General features: G+C 63.4%; 23 protein-coding genes and 1 tRNA gene. 9 read left to right on the top strand and 15 right to left on the bottom strand.

Annotated features, from left to right (window positions below; all coding sequences use genetic code 11):
• Nucleotides 1-46 precede the first annotated feature (46 nt).
• Nucleotides 47-1,750 carry a SulP family inorganic anion transporter gene (locus tag NLM27_RS39230; protein WP_254148355.1) on the bottom strand — a complete coding sequence of 568 codons (1,704 nt, stop codon included), beginning with the start codon at nucleotides 1,748-1,750 and terminating at the stop codon, nucleotides 47-49.
• Nucleotides 1,747-2,427, bottom strand: coding sequence for a YoaK family protein (locus NLM27_RS39225; protein ID WP_254148354.1), 681 nt, complete (start codon nucleotides 2,425-2,427; stop codon nucleotides 1,747-1,749). Before NLM27_RS39225 ends, NLM27_RS39230 begins: the two co-directional genes overlap by 4 nt.
• A gap of 132 nt (nucleotides 2,428-2,559) precedes the next feature.
• Between NLM27_RS39225 and NLM27_RS39220 the strand changes: the two genes are divergently transcribed.
• Genes NLM27_RS39220 through NLM27_RS39210 form a run of 3 tightly spaced genes read left to right on the top strand, consistent with a single transcriptional unit; the run spans nucleotide 2,560 to nucleotide 5,754 of the window.
• Nucleotides 2,560-4,248 (top strand): aspartate:alanine exchanger family transporter, encoded by a 1,689-nt coding sequence (locus NLM27_RS39220; protein ID WP_254148353.1) that lies wholly within the window; start codon nucleotides 2,560-2,562, stop codon nucleotides 4,246-4,248.
• A 10-nt stretch (nucleotides 4,249-4,258) separates the two neighbouring features.
• The gene (locus NLM27_RS39215) at nucleotides 4,259-5,146 is read left to right on the top strand and encodes a S9 family peptidase (protein ID WP_254148352.1); all 888 of its coding nucleotides are present in this window, start codon (nucleotides 4,259-4,261) and stop codon (nucleotides 5,144-5,146) included.
• Nucleotides 5,147-5,169: 23 nt separating this feature from the next.
• Nucleotides 5,170-5,754, top strand: coding sequence for an invasion associated locus B family protein (locus tag NLM27_RS39210; RefSeq protein ID WP_254148351.1), 585 nt, complete (start codon nucleotides 5,170-5,172; stop codon nucleotides 5,752-5,754).
• 14 nt (nucleotides 5,755-5,768) lie between these two features.
• Here NLM27_RS39210 and NLM27_RS39205 read toward each other — a convergent pair whose 3' ends face one another.
• The gene (locus tag NLM27_RS39205) at nucleotides 5,769-6,203 is read right to left on the bottom strand and encodes a response regulator (protein WP_309144780.1); all 435 of its coding nucleotides are present in this window, start codon (nucleotides 6,201-6,203) and stop codon (nucleotides 5,769-5,771) included.
• A 113-nt stretch (nucleotides 6,204-6,316) separates the two neighbouring features.
• Complete coding sequence (locus NLM27_RS39200) at nucleotides 6,317-6,940, bottom strand: response regulator transcription factor (RefSeq protein ID WP_254148350.1); 624 nt, start codon at nucleotides 6,938-6,940, stop codon at nucleotides 6,317-6,319.
• Between the two features lie 304 nt (nucleotides 6,941-7,244).
• On the opposite strand from NLM27_RS39200, the gene NLM27_RS39195 reads away from it, so the two are divergent.
• Complete coding sequence (locus NLM27_RS39195) at nucleotides 7,245-7,928, top strand: helix-turn-helix domain-containing protein (protein ID WP_254148349.1); 684 nt, start codon at nucleotides 7,245-7,247, stop codon at nucleotides 7,926-7,928.
• Nucleotides 7,929-8,045: 117 nt separating this feature from the next.
• Here the strand turns inward: NLM27_RS39195 and NLM27_RS39190 are convergent, their stop codons facing one another.
• From NLM27_RS39190 to NLM27_RS39170, 6 genes are all read right to left on the bottom strand, one after another.
• Nucleotides 8,046-8,495 carry a potassium channel family protein gene (locus NLM27_RS39190; protein ID WP_254148348.1) on the bottom strand — a complete coding sequence of 150 codons (450 nt, stop codon included), beginning with the start codon at nucleotides 8,493-8,495 and terminating at the stop codon, nucleotides 8,046-8,048.
• Nucleotides 8,496-8,526: 31 nt separating this feature from the next.
• A complete protein-coding gene (locus NLM27_RS39185) occupies nucleotides 8,527-9,648 on the bottom strand; it encodes an AI-2E family transporter (RefSeq protein ID WP_254148347.1) in 1,122 nt (373 codons plus the stop codon).
• A gap of 208 nt (nucleotides 9,649-9,856) precedes the next feature.
• Nucleotides 9,857-11,635, bottom strand: coding sequence for an adenylate/guanylate cyclase domain-containing protein (locus NLM27_RS39180; RefSeq protein WP_254148346.1), 1,779 nt, complete (start codon nucleotides 11,633-11,635; stop codon nucleotides 9,857-9,859).
• Between the two features lie 245 nt (nucleotides 11,636-11,880).
• On the bottom strand, nucleotides 11,881-12,150 hold the full coding sequence (locus tag NLM27_RS44210; protein WP_375142305.1) for a DUF6538 domain-containing protein: 270 nt from the start codon (nucleotides 12,148-12,150) through the stop codon (nucleotides 11,881-11,883).
• A 63-nt stretch (nucleotides 12,151-12,213) separates the two neighbouring features.
• Nucleotides 12,214-12,288, bottom strand: a tRNA-Glu gene (locus tag NLM27_RS39175).
• Between the two features lie 149 nt (nucleotides 12,289-12,437).
• Complete coding sequence (locus NLM27_RS39170; RefSeq protein WP_254148345.1) at nucleotides 12,438-12,782, bottom strand: hypothetical protein; 345 nt, start codon at nucleotides 12,780-12,782, stop codon at nucleotides 12,438-12,440.
• Between NLM27_RS39170 and NLM27_RS39165 the strand changes: the two genes are divergently transcribed.
• From NLM27_RS39165 to NLM27_RS39150, 4 genes are all read left to right on the top strand, one after another.
• A complete protein-coding gene (locus tag NLM27_RS39165) occupies nucleotides 12,781-13,788 on the top strand; it encodes an RluA family pseudouridine synthase (protein ID WP_254148344.1) in 1,008 nt (335 codons plus the stop codon). The two genes, NLM27_RS39170 and NLM27_RS39165, sit on opposite strands and share 2 nt — an antisense overlap.
• 218 nt (nucleotides 13,789-14,006) lie before the next feature.
• On the top strand, nucleotides 14,007-14,906 hold the full coding sequence (rpoH, locus tag NLM27_RS39160; RefSeq protein ID WP_254148343.1) for an RNA polymerase sigma factor RpoH: 900 nt from the start codon (nucleotides 14,007-14,009) through the stop codon (nucleotides 14,904-14,906).
• Nucleotides 14,907-15,138: 232 nt separating this feature from the next.
• Entirely contained in the window at nucleotides 15,139-15,480 is a 342-nt protein-coding gene (locus NLM27_RS39155; RefSeq protein ID WP_254148342.1) for a hypothetical protein, read from the top strand.
• A 260-nt stretch (nucleotides 15,481-15,740) separates the two neighbouring features.
• Nucleotides 15,741-16,133: a hypothetical protein gene (locus NLM27_RS39150; protein WP_254148341.1), complete on the top strand. Its 393-nt coding sequence runs from the start codon at nucleotides 15,741-15,743 to the stop codon at nucleotides 16,131-16,133.
• Between the two features lie 103 nt (nucleotides 16,134-16,236).
• Here NLM27_RS39150 and NLM27_RS39145 read toward each other — a convergent pair whose 3' ends face one another.
• The 5 genes from NLM27_RS39145 to NLM27_RS39125 all read right to left on the bottom strand — a co-directional run bounded on the left by NLM27_RS39145 (nucleotide 16,237) and on the right by NLM27_RS39125 (nucleotide 19,972).
• Nucleotides 16,237-16,863, bottom strand: coding sequence for an N-acetylmuramoyl-L-alanine amidase (locus NLM27_RS39145; RefSeq protein ID WP_254148340.1), 627 nt, complete (start codon nucleotides 16,861-16,863; stop codon nucleotides 16,237-16,239).
• A gap of 86 nt (nucleotides 16,864-16,949) precedes the next feature.
• Nucleotides 16,950-18,161 carry a GGDEF domain-containing protein gene (locus NLM27_RS39140; RefSeq protein WP_254149034.1) on the bottom strand — a complete coding sequence of 404 codons (1,212 nt, stop codon included), beginning with the start codon at nucleotides 18,159-18,161 and terminating at the stop codon, nucleotides 16,950-16,952.
• Between the two features lie 392 nt (nucleotides 18,162-18,553).
• On the bottom strand, nucleotides 18,554-18,766 hold the full coding sequence (locus NLM27_RS39135) for a hypothetical protein (protein ID WP_254148339.1): 213 nt from the start codon (nucleotides 18,764-18,766) through the stop codon (nucleotides 18,554-18,556).
• A gap of 163 nt (nucleotides 18,767-18,929) precedes the next feature.
• Nucleotides 18,930-19,541, bottom strand: coding sequence for a LysE family translocator (locus tag NLM27_RS39130; RefSeq protein ID WP_254148338.1), 612 nt, complete (start codon nucleotides 19,539-19,541; stop codon nucleotides 18,930-18,932).
• Nucleotides 19,542-19,597: 56 nt separating this feature from the next.
• Complete coding sequence (locus NLM27_RS39125) at nucleotides 19,598-19,972, bottom strand: response regulator (protein ID WP_254148337.1); 375 nt, start codon at nucleotides 19,970-19,972, stop codon at nucleotides 19,598-19,600.
• Between the two features lie 123 nt (nucleotides 19,973-20,095).
• Here NLM27_RS39125 and NLM27_RS39120 point away from each other — a divergent pair, with 123 nt between their 5' ends.
• The gene (locus tag NLM27_RS39120) at nucleotides 20,096-20,929 is read left to right on the top strand and encodes an SDR family oxidoreductase (protein WP_254148336.1); all 834 of its coding nucleotides are present in this window, start codon (nucleotides 20,096-20,098) and stop codon (nucleotides 20,927-20,929) included.
• Nucleotides 20,930-20,947 lie beyond the last annotated feature (18 nt).

The raw sequence follows: 20,947 nt of genomic DNA, 5'->3' as shown, positions 1-20,947 counted from the left end.
CATTCTGACAGGCGATGCCATGCCGTTCGCAATGCACTACGAAGCGTCAGGCCGTTCGTTGCGCGGTGCTCGCCTGATCATCGCCGAGCAGGCTATCGAGCGAACGCAACCACTGGCCGCTGTCGGTCTTGTCCGCCAGTCCTTCGGCGCGCAGGAGGTCGCGGAGCTGCGCATGCGCGCCGACGATGCAAAAGGTCACTCTGCGAAGCGCAAGTTCGTCATGGAGATCGTGCAGCATGCGCGCGCCCGCCAGATCGATATAGGGCGACGCCGAGAGGTCGCAGGCCACCAGCCGGACGCCCGGCGACCTCCCAAGGGCGATCAGGACGGTTTCCAGGATCGTCTCGGCATTGATGTAGAGCAGCGATGCTTCCGGCCGGAAGGCGATGATCCCAACCAGCGGCTCGACGCCCTCATGCCTTGCGCTATCGGAATAACGGCCACTGCCGGGCAACCGGCCCAGGAACGCGACGTTCGGCCGCGAGGCCCGCGCCAGCAGCAGGAAGATCGACGCGATCGACGCCAGCAAGACTCCCTGGAGGATGCCGAGCAGCAGCACGGAGATCAGAGCGATCGCCGCCGCGTAGAAATCGATCCGACTGACCTGCCACATTCGGAGCAGCGCACGAACATCGACCAGCCTGTAAACGGCGGCGAAGACGATCGCAGCGAGCACCGCCTTGGGCAGGTTGGTCAAAGGCCCCGTGAAGAACAGAAGGCACAGCCCGAGCGTGACCGAGCAGATCACCAGGGCCAGCGGCGTCCGGGCACCCGCGCTGTCATTGACGGCCGATTGCGACAGGCCGCCGGCGACGGGATAGCCATGACCAAAGGCAGCGGCGAGGTTCGCGGCCCCCAATCCCAGGAACTCCTGACGGACATCGAGCGGATAGCCATGCTTGGCAGCAAAGCTGCGGGCCGCCGATACGCCTTCGATATAGGCCAGCAGCACGCAACCTGCCGCGAGTGGAAATAGATCGTCGAACTCCAGCAGCCCGAATGTCGGCATGCCCAGCGCCGGCAAGCCCTCCGGTATCTTCCCGGTGACGGGCACACCGAGTGCCGGGAGGCCCAGGAGTGTCGCCAGAATGATCGCAACCGCAACGATGGTGATGCCGACGGGTTTTCCCGGAAAAAGCCGCTCGCCAAGCAGGAGCAACACGAGCGCGACCGCGCCGATGCTCAGCACCATCGGATCGATGCCGCCGAGTTGCCCGACCAGCTTGGCGGCGCGATCGAAGAAATTGTGGCCGCCGCCGGCAACGCCGAGCAGGCTCGGCAACTGGCTCATGATGATCGTGAGCCCGGCCCCCGCCTTGAAGCCGACCAATATGCTGTCGCTGACAAGACGGACGAGGACACTGAGCTTGAACAGCCAGGCGATGAAGCACAGCACCGCCACCGCAAAGGCCGCAAGGCTTGCGATCTGCGCATAGCGGACCGCATCGCCGCCGGCGAGCGCGCCGACGGTCCCGGCTATCATCAGGGAGATTGCCGAGGTCGGGCCGATCGCAAGCTGGCGCGACGAGCCGAGCAACGCATAGCCGATGCCGCCGAGCATGTAGCCGTAGACGCCGATCTGCGGCGGCAAGCCCGCGAGCGCGGCATAGGCGAGCGAGACCGGGATGGCGTAAGCGGCGAGCGTGATGCCGGCGATCGCGTCGGACGGTAGCCAACTGCCGCGATAGGCGGCGAGCCAGCCGGCGGGCGGAAAGAATCGGGTCCAGGCCGGGCCGGATGGCGTCTTCATCGCCCCTCCTCCGAACGAGGCGCTTCGCAGCGCAGCAACACAATCAACAGCGCTACCACCGGCAGGCCCAGCGCGAGATCGGGGACGTTCTCCGTCGCAAAGGCACCAGCAGCGGCACCGAAGCCGAACACGGCGCATAATGCGAAGAAGATGCCAGTGCGGCGCAACGTTCCCAGCGGCGCGCCCCCGGATGCGACTGCGAAGACGTTCTCGATGGCCTGACGCATGTTGCCAGTGATCATCACCGTGCTGCACCCGGTGCCCTCGACCTTGACGAATATCGCAGCCTGCATCGCCGCGACCAGGGAGATACCGAGCGTTCCGGCCAGATCCGGCAGCCGGTTATGCAGGATGCCGATTGCGATCAAGAGCAGGATCTCGATCAACGCGCTGATCGCGCTGGCTCGCCCGCCCGCTGCGCGGCGCAGCCAGGCAGCGATCACGATCCCGATCGCGAAGGCCAGGATCGGCGGCACGAAGTGCAACGCCTTCGCCCAGTTTCCGGCCATCGCATACACCCAGAGGAGGATCAGATTGGCGGTCTGGGCATTCGCCATCACGCCGTGGATGATCCAGGTGTAGGCGTCGATGTAGCCACCGGCAAAGGCGAGCAGCAGGACGATTTCAACGGTTTCATCGCGTCGGATCGAGCCGGCAGCAACATCCAGAGTACTCATGTCGGCAATGCGACCTATCGCAAGGATTTCATGAGGTCATAGGCATCGTCTCGTCTCTGCCGAGGCTTGATCTGGATCAAGCAATGTCCCCGCGCTGCCCGCCAAATCGCACCCAAGCGCCGGGGGAATGCCATGGAAACCGTCAGGTGGATCATCACCACCGCACCGGAAATATTCCTGCTGCTCGCGATCGCGATCGGCACCATCCTCGGCCGGATCAAGGTTCGCGGCTTCTCGATCGGCACCACAGCCTGCATCCTGATCGTCGCCGTGCTGATCGGGCAGCTCGGCAGCTTCACCTTCCCGCCGATCCTCCGTGCGATCCTCTTCAGCCTCTTCGTCTTCACGATCGGCTACCGGTCCGGCCCGGAGTTCTTCGCCTCCTTGAGCGTTCGGACCCTGGCGCAGGTTCTGCTCGCGCTGGTCATCGGCGTCACCGGTCTCGCGATCGTGCTCATGTTTGCCTATGCGTTCAAACTCGATACCGGAACGGCCGCGGGCCTTACCGCCGGTGCGCTGACACAATCCTCCGTGATCGGCACTGCATCGGGCGCGCTGGCGCAGCTCGGCCTCTCCGCCGACATGTTGAAGCAGCAGGAAGCCAACATCGCGGCCGGCTATGCCGTGACCTACGTGCTCGGCTACATCCTGACGCTGCTGTTCGTTCCATTCGTTGCGCCGCGGCTGATGCGGGTCGACCTGAAGGTAGCGGCGATCAAGCTCGAGGCCGAGCTTGCCGGCGGCGCACCGGCGAAGACGCACAATTTGTCGTATCGAAAATTCCAGGCCCGCGCCTATCGCGTCGCGACTGCCGCAGGCCGCACGGTCGAGGCCGTCGAAACCGAGATCGGCCGCCGCACCGTGGTCGACCGGATCGTCCGCCGCGGCGCCGACGTCGCGCCGAAGCGCGACATTGTCCTCGAGGATGGCGATGACATCGTCCTGACCGGCCCGACCGCGGCCATCGTCTCGGCGAAGCCCATCATCGGCCCGGAAATCGACGCCGACGAGCTGTTACGCGGTCTGCCCGGCAATGTGATCGACGTGCTCGTCGAGAACCGCAAGCTGCACGGCCGCTCGATTCGCGAGGTCGCCGAGATCGTCGGCGACGACGCGCGCGGCGTCTTCCTGCGTACCCTCACCAGGATGAGCCGCGAGGTGCCACTCGGGCCCGATACGCGGGTCTATGTCGGCGATGTCATGACGCTGGTCGGCAGCACGGGCAATATCGCCCGAGCGACGGCTCGGGTCGGTCACGCCCTGAGCGCCAACGACCGCACCGATATCGCATTCGTCGCCGCCGGCATCGCAGTCGGTCTCCTGGCCGGCCTTGCCAGCTTCAAGGTCGGTACGGTCGCGCTGACGCTGGGCGGCGGCGGCGGTGCGCTGATCGCGGGCCTCGTCTGCGGCTGGCTGCGTTCGCACAGGCCGACCATGGGCGCGATGCCGCCGGCTGCGCAGCAGACGCTGAGCGACCTCGGCCTTGGCGGCTTCATCGCGGCGATCGGGCTCGGCAACGGCCTCGCCGCCTGGTCGGCGATCCAGGCCCATGGCCTGCTGTTGGTCGGCATGGGCATCGTCGTCACGCTGATCCCGCTCACGGTCGGAACGCTCGTCGCCTACTACATCCTGCGCATGAATCCGGTCGTGACCTGCGGGGCATTGGCCGGCGCCATGACCGTCGATGCCGCCGTGACAGGTGCCTGCGATGTCGCCGAGAGCCAGACGCCGGTGCTCGGCGTCGCCGTCCCCTACGCGGTCGGTAACGTCGTGCTGACGGTGCTCGGTCCGATCGTGGTGGCCGCCACGTTCACGAATTGAGGAGGCCGGGATGCGCTTTGGTCTACCCGCAATTGGCCGCATCTTTGCAGTCATCCTGTCCGCTATCGGCACGCTTGCGGCGCCGGCGCATGCCGCGGACGAGGTCCGCATCCAGGAAGAGATCTGGGCCCTCCCGCTGCCTCTTCCGATGTTCGCCTATCTGGTGCGCCCGGTCGGCGACGGTCCCTTCCCGCTCGTCATCATGAATCACGGCGTCTCGCTCAAGCCGACCGACCGCAGCTTCTTTCCACTGGTCGAATTCCGCGATGCCGCCAAATGGTTCGCAAGGCGTGGCTACCTCGTGGTGGCCCCGGTCGGCACCGGCTATGGCGCAGCCGCCATCGACATTCCCGAACGCGGCATCTATGGACCGTTCTTCTCCAAGGTCGGGAAGTGCAGCAATCCCAATTTTCACGACGCCGGGCGCGCCGTCGCCCTGGTCGACCTCTGGATTATCGACCATCTGGCCGCCGAGAAGCGCATCATCCCCAAGGACGTGATCGTGGTTGGGCAGTCCGCCGGCGGCTGGGCCTCGATCGCGCTGTCGAGCGTCAACCCGCCCCCGGTGAAAGCGATCATCACTTTCGCCGCCGGCCGTGGCGGCCGGGTCGACGGCAAGCCCAACAACAATTGCGCGCCCGACAAGCTTGTCGAGGCGACCGGGGATTTCGGCCGAACATCGCGCGTGCCGATGCTGTGGATCTACATCGAAAACGACACCTTCTTCGGCCCCGAGCTATCGAAGCGCATGCATGCAGCGTTCACCGCCGCCGGGGGCCGCGCCGAATATCATCTGATGCCTCCGTTCGGCAACGAGGGGCATTTCTTCATCGGCTCGCCGGACGCGATCCCGCTGTGGTCGCCGCTGGTGACGAAATTCCTCGATGCGTTGAAATAGGCCCGAACTTCGGAGACGCGACGATGCCTCGCCCTCTTGATTGTCTCTCCGCCTTCTTCTTTATCGCGCTCATCGGGACCGTGACGGGTCCGGACAATGCCGCTCCGAAGGCGGCGCAAGCCGACAAATCCGCCGACGTCGCCACGCGCGGCCAGCGCGAAGCCAAGGACATTACTTATGGCGACTGGCAGAAAATCTGCTTCAAGGCCGGCGGTGCGCCGATGCTGTGCCGCACCTCGATAACTGGCAAGTTTCCAACTGGGCAGACGGCCGTACGCATGGACTTGATCGAGCGCGCGGATGCTCCGACGGTTAGGCTGCAATTGTTTGTGCCTGTCGGCATGTACCTGCAACAGGCACCTAAATTGACCGTCGACCAGGGTACTCCCTTCCACGTACCCTATAACTGGTGCGCCACCAATCTCTGCATCGCGGCCGATGTGGCGACGCCGAAAACCCTCAAGGATATGGAGACGGGCAAAGCGCTGACGCTCGAGCTCGTCGATTCGAACCTTCTGGCTCTGACGACCACGGTGCCGTTGGCGCAGTTCGCATCCGTCCACAAGGGCGCACCGTCGAAGACGCTGGAGCAGGAGGTCGACGAATGACGCCCGGTGTACACCTACGAGATGCGGGCACGTTCGACGGATTCGATCAACGATTGCGCCGCAAACGGTTTGATCAAGTAGGCAATGCAGCCGGACGCAAGCGCCGCGGCACGGTTTGCGGGGCAATCATTACCGGTTACATAGATCACCGGCGCTATGACGCCCTTCTCAGCCAATCTTCGGCGCACCTCGATGCCGGACTTTGCGCCGAGATTGACGTCGAGGATGATGCACATCGCGGTGTAGAACTTGCCATGATCGAGCAAAGCACCCGCAGTGTCGAACAGCGTGGTGTCGAAACCGTGTCTTCGCAGAAGTCTGTCCATGCTGGCACGCATGGACGGATCGTCATCGACGACAAAAACGGTCTCGCGTAGGGGCAAGGCGATTTGCCTTTCCGGGGAATGACGAACTGCCAAGACGACGGTGGGAGATTGATCGCTTCGCATTCCGAGCGGACATCTGTGCACATTGCACACGCCTCGCCATGCACTGTCAACAAGCCTCGGCATTGTCCTTTGGGGCAGTCACATCGTGGGAACCGTACCCCGTCGCGACGCAGTTACCGGTCGTTCGGATCGAGCATTCCAAGCCGCTCTGCGATCGAAACGAGTTCCGCCAGCGAGTGAACCTGCATCTTCTCCATCACCTGATGGCGGTGCGCCTTTACTGTGCGCTCGGTGGTTCCGAGTACATGCGCGATCTGCTTATTGATCCGGCCGCGCACGATGAGATCAAACACCTGCCGCTCGCGCTGCGTCAGCGTGGCCAGATGACCGCGAAACGCATCAAGCCTGCTGGCCTGGGCGCGCGCCGTCTGCTGACTGGCCAAAGCCCGCTCGATCGCATCGAGCAGCTGCTCGGAGGATATCGGTTTGGTCAGGAAGTCTTCCGCACCCGCCTTGATCGCTCGTACGGTGGTAGGCGTGTCGGCGTGTCCCGTCAGGAAGATGATGGGCAGCATCGAACCGGACGCGATCAAGCGTGCCTGCAGATCGGGGCCGCTCAGTCCCGGAATCCGGACGTCGAGCAGGATACACCCCACCTGCTCGTCATCCGGCGCCGATTCCAGGAGCTCCAGCGCTGAGGCATAGGTCGCGACCTCATATCCCGCGAGCTTGAGCCGGCGCTCGATGGCGGTTCGAAAGGACTCGTCGTCGTCAACAACGTGAACGAGGCCTGGCACCTTTTATTACCTCTCGCCTGATTTGGTGAGGACGGCTCGAGGTCCCCTCATCCTTCAAGGCCATCTTCAAGTTTGAAAAACGGAATATCTGCACCGCAATATGTCGCATCCTCCGGCGCACAAGACTTTCTCATCCCGCGCAGCCATCGCCAGTGCTGTCCCTTGGTACAATGAACCTTGGGACAATGGATAAGAATACTTCCTTGATCGAAAATCAACTGCCGTGGGAGTGGATAGCGCGGCGCATTTCCCAACTGCGATTCGTCTGACGGACCAATTCGGCGACACGCTAGGGGGTTGACCTATGTTCGTTCGCATCACAACGGATACCACACCGCGCCCCAATACCCTCCGTGACCTCGGCATGACAAATCATTCAAATGCGCTGGTCAATTTAAGCGAATTCTCCTACCGAAAGGGATCTGAGATCTACGGCGAGAAAGAGCCGGCCGAGTATGTTTACCAGGTCAAGTCCGGCGCGGTACGAAGTTACAAGCTGCTGTCGGATGGCCGCAGGCAGATCGGCGCATTTCACCTCGTTGGCGATATTTTCGGGCTCGAGAACGGCAGCGAGCACCGGTTCACGACAGAAGCCATCATCGACACCACGGTGCGCCTTGTGAGACGGCATAGTCTCGAAACGGTGGCCCAGAGCGACGCCATGGTGGCCATAAATCTCCTGGGAATGACCACCAACAATCTCCAGCATGCCGAAGACCACATGTTGCTGCTGGGGCGCAAGACCTCGCTCGAGCGGGTCGCGGCCTTCCTGCTCGAAATGGACAAACGGCTGACGGCTGCGGATGTCATGGCGCTGCCGATGTCGCGGCGCGATATCGCCGACTATCTCGGCCTGACGCTGGAAACCGTTTCACGAGCTCTGTCACGCCTGCATGAGCTCGGCGTTCTCGGCTTCGTGGGCAACACCCAGCGCCAGATCGTGCTGCTCGACCGGCAGCAGCTCGCCAGTCTCGATCTGCAGCCTTGATCTGCAGCCTTGATCTGCAAGTCAATTCGCAGTCCTGATCAGCGCCTATTCGACGGCGCGTGACGCGCTGCCCGATGCCATCGTATCACGCATGTTGCTTCCGTTCCGGCCCCGGGATTACGAGCGTGTAAATCCAGCTGCCCTGGCGGCTTCGAGATGGGCGAGCGTCTTGCGGAGGACCTCGAACAGCACGGCCGCCGACCATCCAAACAGCAGCACCCCGTTCATGGCTGTCAGTGGGCCAATGAGCCGCCATTCGCGGGCAGGTGTGACATCGCCGTAGCCGAGAGTCGTGTAATTGACGAAAGCAAAATAGAGCAGTCCTTGTTCGGCGGCTGCCGCGCCGACAATGCCGTAAGTAGCGGCCCACACGAAAACTTCCAGTATGTGCGCGACCATCAAGACCACGGCAGTTGCCATCATCACGCCCATCAAATGCGATCTCGGCCTCGCCGTACGACGCAGACCCGCGCTGCGCGCAATGCCGACCGCGACCACAGTCACCAGCGCGTGCAGCCCGATACCGACCAGGCTGACCAGCGTACCGACAAGAAGCTGGAGCATCATAGCGTTCCACCGCATTTCGAATTGGTCCAGGTCAATGGTGGATCGCAGTGGTTTTTGCCTCGGCAGCCCAGACCTCATCAGACGGCACAGCTGCAACGCGATCAATGCGGACCCACGCTGCCGCCAGCTCCCAGGCGACCGACAGGATGATCGGGCCGATGAAGAGACCGATGATTCCATGCGCGAGCGTTCCACCGATCACTCCAACCAGAATGACCAGGGTGGGCGTGCTCAGCCCCCGACCCATGACGAGCGGCTTCAGAACGTTGTCGAGCAGCCCGACGACGACGAGATAGACCGTCAGCAAGACTGCGGTGGTCACGTCCTTGTCCGCCCAGATCCAGATCACGACCGGAAGAAGGACGATGGCGGGACCGATCTGGACGATCGACAGCAACAGCACGATGATGGCGAGAAGCCCCGCGCTCGAGATCGCGGCGAGCTTGAAGCCGATCCCCGCCAGCAGCGCCTGTATGATGGCGACGCCGATCACGCCCTGCGAGACTGCGCGGATGGTCGCTCCCGCCAGTTCCAGGAAGTGCTCGCTCTGGCCTGGCACGATGCGCATGAGAAACGCGCGGAGCGCGGCGACGAGCTGCGCCCCATAAGGATGCAGGAAGCCGGCAACGATCACCGAGAGCAGGAATTGTAGCATTCCAACACCGGTATCACCCGCGAACGACAGCATCATCCCGGCGATCGGCTTCAGATACGGCATCACGTCACGCAGCACCGCGCGGACATTGGCATAGGCCTGATTCCATAGCTCGTAGAGCTGCGGCCCGATCAATGGCCAATTCCTGATCTGCTCCGGTGCGGCCTGGAGCGCGAGATCTCCGCTGCCGATCTGGCCCGCAAGATCTTTGAGGCCTTCAACCGCGCTCAGACCGAGCCACGCGGCCGGACCGATGACGACGCCCAGCGTGACGACGGTGAGAACGGCCGAGGCCGCATAGGGGCGGCAACCGAGGCGTTCGGTCAGCAAGGCAAAAAGCGGACGAAACGCCACCGCCAACACTGCGCTCCAGGCCAGTATCGCAACGAACGGCCGAATGAGGAGGAACGTCCAGAAGATCAACAGCCCCAGCAATCCGAGCCGGATCAAGAGCTGGACAATGTCGTCCGTGGACAGAAGCTGGCGAGGCGTCTTCACGGCTGGTTGCCTCCTGCTCGAGAGCCGGCACGCTGCCGAGTAAACTACGGCTGGGGTCCGCTTCGGAGGCTTGATCCAGATCAAGCTCGACGATCGGTTGCTGAGGAGATCAGACGCGTGAGTGCAGCCAATTGCACGCCGCCGCAAACGGCGCGCGTCACCGTTGCGTTCGGCTGCTACGGCAAGAGCACAAAATGCTCCGATGAAGCTACCCTTCCGGCACGCCGGCCAGCCGCATTCCCTCAACGAGGCGTTCGTGGACAGCAAGAAAAACCGGATTGTCGCTCGGTACGTGAGCGCGAAACCGACAGATGGTGAAGCTTGGATCAAGCGCAAGTCCCGCTTGTACCGTGGCGCGCGCCTGGTCTAGTTCGCCAAGCCACGCAAGCGCTGCTCCGAGAGGGAAATGCGCGAACGAATGGTTTCGGTTTGCGTCTAGGCCCCGACGCATCCAGATGACCGCTTCGTCATCGGCACCGAGTTGCGCCTTGGCAAGGCCAACATGCGCCATCCAACGAGCGGCATAGGTGTCGCGAGGAGAAAGGCGGAATGCCTCGTTGATGTGAGTTTCGGTTTCTGCGCCTCGACCAAGGAAGAACTTGGCAAAGCCGATGAGCGCATGAGCGCGGGCCAAATTGCGATCCAGCGCCAAAGCCTGCTGGCATTCCGCGATGCCTTGAGCTGCGCGCTTCGTAAATATTTGCGCAACGCCCAAAGTCACGTGAGCCAAAGCGTGGTTTGGTGCGAGGGATAGTACCCTCATTATGGTTGTCTCCGCCGCAGCAAGCCGCGCTGAATAATCGTCGGTCATAAAGGAAGCCCCTAGTGAGGTATCGACCCGCGCCAAACCGACCATGGCCTCAATATTTTCAGGATCGAGCACAAGGGCCTTCTCGAAAAAACTGCGCGCCCGTATCAGGCAATCGGGGGTCTGCCCCTTGTTGAACCAGCTGCTGCCTTGGAACACCAAGTCCATCGCGTCTGGACGCAGTGAACACTCCGCTCGGCGGGCCTCGGCGGCAATGAGTTCGGCATCGAGCGCGTTGGCGAGCCTCGATACGATTTCATCCTGCATTTCAAAGAGGTCAGCAATGGGCTTGTCGAAGCGCTCGGCCCAAAGGTGGTTGCTGGTTTCGGCATCAATCAACTGCGCATTCACCCGCAAGCGATTGTCACCGCGCTGCACCGAGCCTTCCAGCACATAGCGGACGTTCAGCTCGCGTCCTAGCTTCCTTACATCCACGGCTTTGCCCTTGAACGTGAACGCCGTGTTGCGCGCAATCACGAACGCACCATTGATGCGTGACAAGTCCGTGGTCAGGCTCTCGGTCACACCATCTACGAAATACTCCTGTTCGGGATCGCCGCCGATGTTCGCGAACGGTAACACCACGAGCGAAAGGTGCGGGGCAGAAGACGGCGGCCGGACAACCCCGTCGATAATGTGGTTCGCGTTCAGGCCCACCGCATAGGCACGTATCGGACGCGCGATATTCTTGAGGATTTGATCGCCAAGATCTGCAAACTCGACTGGGACCTTTCCACGAACTTGTTCGTAGGCGGAGGAAGAGATGCAGATGCCACCCGGTTCAGCGATACCCTCAAGCCTCGCGGCAATGTTGACACCGTCGCCGAGAATGTCATCGCCCTCGATCAATATGTCCCCGAGGTTGATCCCGATCCGAAACAGCATGCGCTGCTCTTGTGGCACCCCTCCGTTCCGCCGCGCCATCACCGTCTGCACCGCCATGGCGCATTCGACCGCATCCACCACGGAGGGAAACTCAAGGAGCACGCCGTCCCCCGTAGTTTTCACGAGGCGGCCACCGTGTTTCGTCACAAGAGCGTCGGTAACCTTGCGATGTTCGCGGAGTGTGCGGGCGGTGCCGACCTCGTCGAGGCCCATGAGGCGTGAGTAGCCTGCAACGTCAGCGGCTACTATGGCCGCCAACCTGCGCAAGACCCGACCTGGTTGGTTTTGCTCCATGGCCAAACCACCACCTTAGCGGGGCATTCTGCACAAAGGCGCGACCGGGAGGCAAGGTCCAAAAGTCCCAAGGCTCGCGATGTAGCTTCCGGGCGCGCTCCGTGGAGCCGATCGTGCTTCACCTCCATGCGTTTCCATTCATCACGACCGAAGCGGCTCCGCTCATCGAAAGCGAGCGTCTTTGCGTAACGTATTCTGCCATACGCTTGATCTTAGCGTCGTTGAGTTCAGTTCGACTGTTCGCGTCACGCGCCTTGGGCTCGTAAGAGCCTCAGCGGAGGCAAGGTACGGTCGAACTCCATCAGCACCGGCTTGGCGCGGCTGTTGGCCTCAGCGAGCACCTTGGTACCCAGCGTTTTCTTCAGGGAAACCTGCCTCGGACGAGACGATTTCAGAACTCGGACGACCGCCCGTTGGAGCCGTTCAGGCACACGCTGTTGAGAGTAGTACGTACCGTGTCTGTTTTTGATCAGTCCATCAACGCGCGCATCGAAGCTACATCCAAGTGCTACCACCGGGACGCAGTCAAAGTCATGATTTGCTAGATGTTTTTGAAATCTCAGCGCTTCTGAAGCCGCTGGCGCTCCCTAGGGGAATCGAACCCCTGTTTCAGCCTTGAGAGGGCCGCGTCCTAACCGCTAGACGAAGGGAGCGTGAGGGGTACGACATAGCCGCGAAATTTGCCCGCGGCAAGGTGAGATTGGGGATTCGAGCTGTCTCTTCTGGCGTCGTCCTAGCCTAGTGCGCAATTGCGCACGGGGGCCAGGACGACTGCGGGGGTTCCTGGCGAATATCCGCGCCCTCACGGCTCATTGGCGAATTTCAGCTTTCCGGCCGGCTTCAACGTGTGGGCGTCGAAGGTCCGGATCTCGGTAACGCCACCGACGTCCAGCGTGACCACGAGGCGGTCGCCGGCAACCCCGGTTGCGACGATCCTGGCGCCCTTCGGCAGGGTGGCGGTGACGTCGCCCGCGGCTTCCACCGCCCTTCCCTCCGACTTGAAAAGGCGGTAGCCCACCGCGATCAGGACGGCGCAGATCGCCAGCGCCGTGGTCAACCCCGCGATCAGCATCATCCGCCGCACCCGTGCGAACAGCGCGGCCTGCTCGGGGGTCGGTTCGGGAACAGCGGTATCAGACGTCGTCATGGAAAGTTTTGGCTCTGCGCAAAGGTTGGAGGTCGTGGTCGCCGGCGACGAGGGCTCGGCCCGGCTCGACCGCGTGCTGGCGGCGCACCTCACCGACCTGTCGCGATCGAGGCTGAAAGCCCTGATTTTGGCGGGCGCGGTGAGCCTGAGGGCCTCCGCGGTCCGCGACCCCGCTTATCACGTCGCATCCGGCGATACGATCACAATCGACGTGCCGGAAGCGGCGCCGGCGGAACCGAAGGGCGAGGATATCGCGCTCGACATCGTGTTCGAGGACGACGACATCATCGTCATCAACAAGCCGAAGGGCCTGGTCGTGCACCCCGCGGCCGGGCACGAGACCGGCACACTGGTGAATGCGCTGATCGCCCATTGCGGCGCTTCGCTCTCGGGCATCGGCGGGGTGCGCCGGCCCGGCATCGTGCACCGGCTCGACAAGGACACCACCGGGCTGATGGTGGTCGCCAAGAACGACCTCGCCCATGCCTCACTATCGGCGCAGTTCGCCGATCACGGCCGCACCGGCGAGATGCGGCGCGGCTACATGGCCTTTGCCTGGGGCGCGCCGAACCGCCATCGCGGCACGGTGGATGCGCCGATCGACCGCCATCCGCATGCGCGCGAGAAGATGGCGGTGCGCCAGGGCGGCCGCGAGGCCGTGACGCATTGGGAGATCCTGGAGAGTTTTGCCGGGCGCGACAGCAAGGACGTCGCCGCCCTGCTCACCTGCGAGCTCGAGACCGGGCGCACCCACCAGATCCGCGTCCACCTCGCCCATATCGGCCACCCCCTGATGGGCGACGCCGTCTACGGCCCGCATTTCAAGACCAAGGCGAACCACCTCGGCCCGGAGTCGCAAGGCGCCTTGGCCGCCCTGGGGCGGCAGGCCCTGCACGCCTATCTGCTGGTATTGGAGCACCCGAGGACGGGAGAATTACTCCATTGGGAGGCACCTCTGCCGGAGGATTTACTTCTCCTCCAAGGCTGCCTGAAAGCGGCGCTATGACGCAGGCCGCTTCAGAAAGCCTTTACATTACAAAAAGTTATAGCTGCCACACGGGGACGTGACGTCAGCAATCCTTCCCTTTTTGCCGCCCCATGGGGTATATTGCGCGTGCGCTGGAAGTGACCAGCGCGGAACATCGCAGCCCGGCCGGCTTTGACACAGCGGTCGTCTGCCTGGCCCGCCGCTATCGGGGGCCTGAACCTTTTGGAGGGCGCACTATGGCCCGTACCGCTGCTTTGCCGGTCCTCAATGGAGAATCCGGCCTTTCCCGTTACCTCGCCGAGATTCGCAAGTTTCCGATGCTGGAGCCCCAGCAGGAATACATGCTCGCCAAGCGTTGGCGCGAGCATGACGATCGCGACGCGGCGCATCAACTCGTCACCAGCCATCTCCGCCTCGTGGCTAAGATTGCCATGGGCTATCGCGGCTACGGCCTGCCGATCTCCGAGGTCGTCTCGGAAGGCAATGTCGGCCTGATGCAGGCGGTGAAGCGATTCGAACCCGAGAAGGGGTTCCGTCTCGCCACCTACGCGATGTGGTGGATCAAGGCGTCGATTCAAGAGTACATCCTGCGTTCCTGGTCGCTCGTGAAGATGGGCACCACCGCGAACCAGAAGAAGCTGTTCTTCAACCTGCGCAAGGCGAAGAGCAAGATCAACGCGCTGGACGAGGGCGATCTCCGCCCCGACCAGGTCGCGACCATTGCCAAGCGCCTCGGCGTGACGGACCAGGACGTGATCGACATGAATCGCCGCCTCGGCGGTGACGCGTCGCTCAACGCGCCGATCCGTGACGACGGCGAAGCCGGCGAATGGCAGGACTGGCTGGTCGACAACACGCCCAACCAGGAAGCCTTGATGGCGGAGCACGAGGAATATGATCATCGCCGTAGCGCGCTGAACGGCGCCATGGGCGTGCTCAACCCGCGCGAACGCCGCATCTTCGAGGCCCGCCGCCTCGCCGATGAGCCGATGACGCTGGAAGATCTTGCCGCCGAGTTCGGCGTGTCGCGCGAGCGCGTCCGTCAGATCGAGGTCCGCGCCTTCGAGAAGGTGCAGTCGGCGGTCAAGGGCACGATCGCAAGGGCAGAGCAAGCCGCGCTGGAAGCCGCGCATTAAGCGGGGCGACGGCGCTAGGAATTGGCGGATCGAAAGAAGCAGAAAGCCGGCGGCAACGCCGGCTTTTTTCTTTGATTGGGAAGAAAGAAGCAGTCCCACACTCGGTGTCATGTGAGGCGGCGATCACATTCCCCTTCCCTTTGTCGATGTCGAACCGGGCTAGCCTTGAACCCGCGTTGCCGCTCTGCCGACCCAAGATGATCGGACCGACAGCATCGATTGGACGGACATCGTGTCGATCATCCTGCAATCCACCGTGGGCGGCTTCGAAGCCCAGTTCATGCGCAAGCTGCCGCTGGTCGAGCAGGCAATGCGCGAGCACGGGCTCGAGCCGTCGGAGTTCGTGATCTCGAAGGATTATGCGGGCACAGCGACGATCCCGCTGATGGGCCCGTTCTTCTATAGTTACAGCGTATTTTTCGGCGAGGAGCAATTCACCGTCACCGAGCCGAACGACATGGTATTCCTGGATTACTTCTTCAAACGCGTGCTCGCTGCGGACGGCCCGCCGGAATTACCGCGGCGGCCGGGCCTGATCCGGCGGCTGTTCGGCTGGATGGCGCAGCCGGTGTGAGATTGCGGTCGATCATTCCCAGCCATCATGCTTGTCGCAGCACGTCCGCTCGTGTATGTGCTGCGGCCCCGGCGCAATCCCGCGCCGTTTGTTCACGCTCTCCAGGGAGGCGGCATGAAGTTGAGATCGACACGTTCCGACCGCCGCCCACAGGTCGCCGGCGACCGGTCATGAGCTGAACGCCGCTTCGCGGCTGTTCTTCCGTTCATTCAATTTGGCTACGAGGGGCGTGACGCAACACGGCGTCGCGCCGTGTCGTCATGTATTTGCGGTTCGTTACACCGCTCATCCACCCGCACAGCCGCGTGGAGAGCGGCTTCTTTCGTGCGTCCTGGTATATCCAGCGAAACGACTGCCCGGCTTGGATTCGGCAGGAGCTCTCGGACCAGTTCAACTGGTTCGCGCAGCATCTGCCGCTTCCCGGGCGCATCGCGCGGCACTTCAAGCGGCGTGACTCGATCTGGGGTATTTGCTGGTTCGATCCGCGAGCCCGCGAAGCTGTCAGTCGCGCGCGCTATTGCGCCTGGCTGCTCGAGGAGGGTGGCCTGCCGGTGCGCACGATCACGACGTCGCACCAGCGCGAAGTGATCTGGCGCGACGCGCATCAGATCGTCACGAAGCCTTCCGCCGATCTTCCCAAGGCATTCCCCTGAACATGGGAAGCTCGGGAAGCCGAGGAAAATGGTCGGCGGTCGCTCTCACTGGCCGTTCGGCACCGGTGGTTTCGGCCACCGGCTGCCGGACGCACCTGCTCGACTACTCCCCCCAAATCCTCGCCAGCGTCGCAAGCCAGCAGCCTTCGCAATAGCGGGCGTCCTTGTAGTCGATCCAGTTGTGCGCATAGACGTGGTCGAGCGGGATGCCGTAGCGCGCGCGCAGCACCTTGACGAGGATCTTCCACGCCGCGACCTGCGCTTCGGTCGGGCCGGCCGCGACGTCGGGGTAATTGCCAGCGAACTCGACGCCGATCGAATTGTCGCGCACGACCTGGCGATAGGTCGACCGGTTGTCGATGTATTTGTTGTCGTTGCGGTTGGCGCCGTCGCCATGGGTCGGCACCAGGTTTTCCGCCACCGCCCAGTAGACCGTGCCGTCGGTCTCGACCCACACCGTGACGCCGCGCCGGGTCGGGTTCTTGGCCTGTGCTTGCGCGCCGCCTCGCGCCGAGCCCGCCGGCCCCTCGGTCTGGTGCACGATGATGTTGCGCCAGGGGTTTGCGCTGCCGACGTCGCCCCATGGCGCCAGCCACACGATCTTCAGGCCGGGGATGTCGGGCGTCCCCGAGGCGCGCGCGAGCTTTGTGAGCTCAGCGTCCTCAGCAATGGCGGAAGCGGTCAAAAACAGAGCGGCGAGAACGGCCGCGAGCAAGCGAGACATCATCATGCGGATCCTGTGCGGACCTTGGTCTAGCGCATGATCCGGAAAAGTGAGCAGCGGTTTTCCGACGAGATCATGCTCAAAAACAGCCTCTACGCGAATTTGCGCGCGAACTCACCGGGACCGATCGGCTCGGGCGAGAGCGGCGGCGCCGGATCGTACACGGCAAAGTCGTTCTTGCCGTTCTTCTTGGCGTCGTAGAGGGCGTGGTCGGCATGCGCGATCAGGCGGTCTGGAAATTGACCGATGCCGCGGTCCCACTGCGCGACGCCGATCGAGATCGCGATCGGGATGTCGCTGCCGGTGCAGGTCGCGGCGTCCTGACGGCAGACCTCGAGCACGCGGCGGGCGATCGCGGCCGCCTCGCGCAGCGACGACGACGGCAGCACGATGCAGAACTCGTCCCCGCCGGTGCGGGCGAGCAGGTCGCCGGGCCGCAGGCGCGTCTGCGCCATCAGGGTGAAGTGCTGCAGGCAGGCGTCGCCCGCGGCATGGCCATGGGTGTCATTGATGGTCTTGAAGCCGTCGAGATCGATCACCAGCAGCGAGAAGGGCTCACTGCTGCGCTCCGAGCGGGCGCATTCCTCGGCCAAGCGCTGCAGCAGATGCCGCCGGTTGGCGACGCCGGTGAGATCGTCGAGCAGCGCGAGATCGGCGACCTCGCCCCGCAAGCGATCCATCGCCATCAGCAGGAAACCGAAATTGAGCGTCATCGACAGGAACAGCAGCCCCAGCACCATGACGGCATGGGTCTGGCCGCCGGCGACCGCCGAGAAATCGTGGCCGAGCAGATTGCCCACCGTCCGCACCACGAATATCCCGACGATGCAGAGGATGACGATGCCGGAGAGCCGCGCGCCCGGGCTGACGCGGCCCTCCGGCGGCGACAGCAAGAGACGCAGCGCCAGCACCAGCGGCAACCCCTGACCGATCGTATAGCTGAGCATGCGCAGCTGCATGTGCTCGAAGCCGACCATGAAGAACACGACGCCGGCGAGGCTCAGGCATTGCGTCGCGATCATGACACGCCACGAGACCGGCCGGTTGTAGAAACGCTGAATGCCCATGGCGGCGAAGCAGCTCGCCGCCATGACGCCGGCAGCGCCGAGCAGAAGCGGCAGGGGAGACGTGACGAACAGGCGGGCCAGGGCCGTCATCGCGCCCGCAGCGCCGACGAAGGACGATGCCATCCAGAACCGCGCGGCCGCGAATTTCGGATAGGAGCGCGTCACGTAGGCCCAGATCAGGCCGAGCGCCAGGAAGTTGACGACGAAGACCGTCCACAATGTCGGTACGTTCAGCATGGCGCGTGCGGCGTGCGCAGCGTCCCGCCCCCCTTCCCTGGCAGCCGTTCGTCCATCACCCATCCCCGTTTTCTTGCGGGGAACAATGCGTGGGTTGCGCTTAATGGATCCTCACTGCGTTCGTTGAAAACGCGCCTTTGGTTTTGGATTCATGAACGGCACCGTCTTGTTGTCGGATCGTTAAGCCTGCCGCCGGCGATGCGGCACCGACGCCTTGATGCGGATTCGCGGGCGAAAATCACCCGAAAATGCATCTGAGCTGTGGATAACACGATGACACAGATGTGACGGCGCGGGGCAGGCGGCTCCGAATCTGCTGAGTTTGTCGTCGAGGATGTTGCGAGGCTGGCCCTCCGCCGAGCATCCCTCGTGTCGCGTTCCACCATTAACCCTTAAGAGGATACTATGGCTAAGAAAGCGAAGAAGGCGGCGAAGAAGAAGGCGAAGAAGGCCAAGAAGGCGAAGAAGAAGTAACGAGGCTTCTTTTTCTTTGCCCGGGTGGAGCCTCGCTCCGCCCGGGCGTCGGATAAGCGGGTTTTGAAAGCAGCGGGCAACAGGCCCGCTTTTTTATTGGGTGAGTGTTGAGGGGAGCCCTGCTCTCTCACTCCCTCTCCCCGTTCTTACGGGGAGAGGGTGGGGTGAGGGGCCTCTCTCCGCATGTGAGACTGTCGAGAGACCTGTACCCCCTCACCCGGATCGCAAGGGCGATCCGACCTCTCCCCGCAGGCGGGGAGAGGTGAAGGAAGCAACGGGGGCGAGATGAGGAATTTACCGTTCCGCAAATGCGAGCTTGGCGCCGAGCGCGGCAAACCCGGCGGCAAAGCTGCGGCGCAGCCAGGCCATGACGGCGGGGCGGGATATGACGCGCTCGCGCACCGAGGCGGCGCAGAGGCCATAGACGACGAACACGGCAAAGGTCATCGCCATGAAGGCGCCGCTCAATTCCAGCATTCGCGCCAGGACATGGGCCTCGTCGAGAGCGATGAACTGCGGCAGGAAGGCGAGGAAGAAGATCGACAGTTTTGGATTGAGGATGTTGATCAGGAAACCTGTCACGATGACCCGGCCGTTCGACCGCTCCTCGATCTTGCCCTCAACCGCCAGCGCGCCGGTCTCGCGCAGCGCCTGCCAGGACATGTAGAGCAGATACGCCACGCCGCACCATTTCAACGCGGCGAAGGCGAGCGCGCTGGTGTGGAGCACGGCGGCAAGGCCGAGCATCGCCGCGATCATGTGCGGCACGATCCCGAGCGTGCAGCCGAACGCCGCGGCGACGCTCGCGCGCGAGCCGCGGGTGAGCGCCGCAGCCAGCGTGTAGAGCACGCCGGTGCCCGGCGAGGCGACGACGATCAGCGACGTCAACAGGAAGGACCAAGTCATGGGCGGACCTTATCACCGCGTCTCGCTCCGCAAAAGCGGCTGCCGGGGACACCCCGTCAGGACAGCTGTGCGAGCTCGGCCTCGCGCAGCACGTCGAGCGGTGCCCAGGGCTTGGACCAGAATTTTGCGCCGTCGGGCAAGGGCTGCTTCAAGGGACGACCGGAGGTGACGACGACGTCGAGCCTGGGATTGCGATCCTTGGCGACATGCGCGAGCTCGACCCCGTTCATCCGGCCGGCCAGCTGGACATCGGTCAGCATCAGGCAGAGCGCGCCGGCATTCTTGTCGAGGACGCGTTCGGCCGCCTCGGCGCTCTCGCACTGGATCACCCGGTAGCCGCTCTCTTCCAACAGAAGACATAGCATCTCCCGCTGGAGGGCATCGTCTTCAACGATCAGCGCAGTTGCATGAAACGGTTGTGCCTGTCCCATCAGCGGCTCCCAATGCTTGCTTGCGTAACGTAAGTTAAAGAGCCAATGCGCTTGCGGTTCGGTTCCATTCTGAAAAAATGTAAATCCAAGTTCCTCTTGCGGGGGACTTGACGGGGGGATTTCATGACTGCGATTCGCGGCGCCGCCGCCATCACGGGAGCCGCAAGCGGCATTGGTCGCGCGCTCGCGATCGAGCTGGCGCGACGCGGCTGCGACCTTGCGCTTGCCGATCGCGACGAGGCGGGGCTGAAGACGCTCGCGACGGAGATCGGAACGGGACGTAAGGTCAGCCTGCATCGCGTCGACGTCGGCAAGCCCGACGACATCGCGCAATTCGCGAGCGAGGCGACCGCGGCGCATCCCGCGCTCGGCATCGTCGTCAACAATGCCGGCGTGGCGCTGCTCGGCGCGTTCGACGAGATCGACCAGGCGCAGATGGAGTGGCTGTTCGACATCAATTTCTGGGGCGTGGTGCACGGCACGCGCGCCTTCCTGCCACATCTGAAGACGAGGCCCGAGGCGCACATCGTCAACCTCTCCTCGATCTTCGGCATCATCGCGCCGCCGGGACAATCGGCCTATGCGGCGGCGAAGTTCGCGGTGCGCGGCTTCTCGGAGAGCGTACGGCACGAGCTTGCGGTGGCGGGCAGCCCGGTGAGGCTGTCGGTGGTGCATCCCGGCGGCGTCGCCACCGCGATCGCGCGCAATTCACGCACCGGCGTCGGCGTCACCGACAATGCCCGCCGCGCGCAATCGATCGAGCGGTTCGAGAACGCGGCGAAGACCACGCCGAAGGACGCTGCGCTGCGCATCATCAGGGGCATCGAGAACAACGCGCCGCGCATCCTGATCGGCAACGACGCCCGCTTCATGGACCTGTTGCAGCGCTTCCGCCCGGGAACATATTGGGCACCGCTGCAACGGAAGCTGGAGAAGATGGCGAAGGGGGCGAAGTGAGGGTGATGCGACGCCGCC

The organism is Bradyrhizobium sp. CCGB12, assembly GCF_024199845.1.
GTDB lineage: Bacteria > Pseudomonadota > Alphaproteobacteria > Rhizobiales > Xanthobacteraceae > Bradyrhizobium.
Note: the sequence above shows the minus strand (reverse complement) of the source record. Positions and strands in the feature narration are given on the sequence as shown.

What these genes read in the sequence shown, in the direction of transcription:
- NLM27_RS39230 (WP_254148355.1), bottom strand. Translation starts at nt 1,750, where the DNA reads ATGAAGACGCCATCCGGCCCGGCCTGGACCCGATTCTTTCCGCCCGCC.
- NLM27_RS39225 (WP_254148354.1), bottom strand. Translation starts at nt 2,427, where the DNA reads ATGAGTACTCTGGATGTTGCTGCCGGCTCGATCCGACGCGATGAAACC.
- NLM27_RS39220 (WP_254148353.1), top strand. Translation starts at nt 2,560, where the DNA reads ATGGAAACCGTCAGGTGGATCATCACCACCGCACCGGAAATATTCCTG.
- NLM27_RS39215 (WP_254148352.1), top strand. Translation starts at nt 4,259, where the DNA reads ATGCGCTTTGGTCTACCCGCAATTGGCCGCATCTTTGCAGTCATCCTG.
- NLM27_RS39210 (WP_254148351.1), top strand. Translation starts at nt 5,170, where the DNA reads ATGCCTCGCCCTCTTGATTGTCTCTCCGCCTTCTTCTTTATCGCGCTC.
- NLM27_RS39205 (WP_309144780.1), bottom strand. Translation starts at nt 6,203, where the DNA reads ATGCGAAGCGATCAATCTCCCACCGTCGTCTTGGCAGTTCGTCATTCC.
- NLM27_RS39195 (WP_254148349.1), top strand. Translation starts at nt 7,245, where the DNA reads ATGTTCGTTCGCATCACAACGGATACCACACCGCGCCCCAATACCCTC.
- NLM27_RS39190 (WP_254148348.1), bottom strand. Translation starts at nt 8,495, where the DNA reads ATGATGCTCCAGCTTCTTGTCGGTACGCTGGTCAGCCTGGTCGGTATC.
- NLM27_RS39180 (WP_254148346.1), bottom strand. Translation starts at nt 11,635, where the DNA reads ATGGAGCAAAACCAACCAGGTCGGGTCTTGCGCAGGTTGGCGGCCATA.
- NLM27_RS39165 (WP_254148344.1), top strand. Translation starts at nt 12,781, where the DNA reads ATGGAAAGTTTTGGCTCTGCGCAAAGGTTGGAGGTCGTGGTCGCCGGC.
- NLM27_RS39170 (WP_254148345.1), bottom strand. Translation starts at nt 12,782, where the DNA reads ATGACGACGTCTGATACCGCTGTTCCCGAACCGACCCCCGAGCAGGCC.
- rpoH (WP_254148343.1), top strand. Translation starts at nt 14,007, where the DNA reads ATGGCCCGTACCGCTGCTTTGCCGGTCCTCAATGGAGAATCCGGCCTT.
- NLM27_RS39150 (WP_254148341.1), top strand. Translation starts at nt 15,741, where the DNA reads ATGTATTTGCGGTTCGTTACACCGCTCATCCACCCGCACAGCCGCGTG.
- NLM27_RS39145 (WP_254148340.1), bottom strand. Translation starts at nt 16,863, where the DNA reads ATGATGATGTCTCGCTTGCTCGCGGCCGTTCTCGCCGCTCTGTTTTTG.
- NLM27_RS39140 (WP_254149034.1), bottom strand. Translation starts at nt 18,161, where the DNA reads ATGCTGAACGTACCGACATTGTGGACGGTCTTCGTCGTCAACTTCCTG.
- NLM27_RS39130 (WP_254148338.1), bottom strand. Translation starts at nt 19,541, where the DNA reads ATGACTTGGTCCTTCCTGTTGACGTCGCTGATCGTCGTCGCCTCGCCG.
- NLM27_RS39125 (WP_254148337.1), bottom strand. Translation starts at nt 19,972, where the DNA reads ATGGGACAGGCACAACCGTTTCATGCAACTGCGCTGATCGTTGAAGAC.
- NLM27_RS39120 (WP_254148336.1), top strand. Translation starts at nt 20,096, where the DNA reads ATGACTGCGATTCGCGGCGCCGCCGCCATCACGGGAGCCGCAAGCGGC.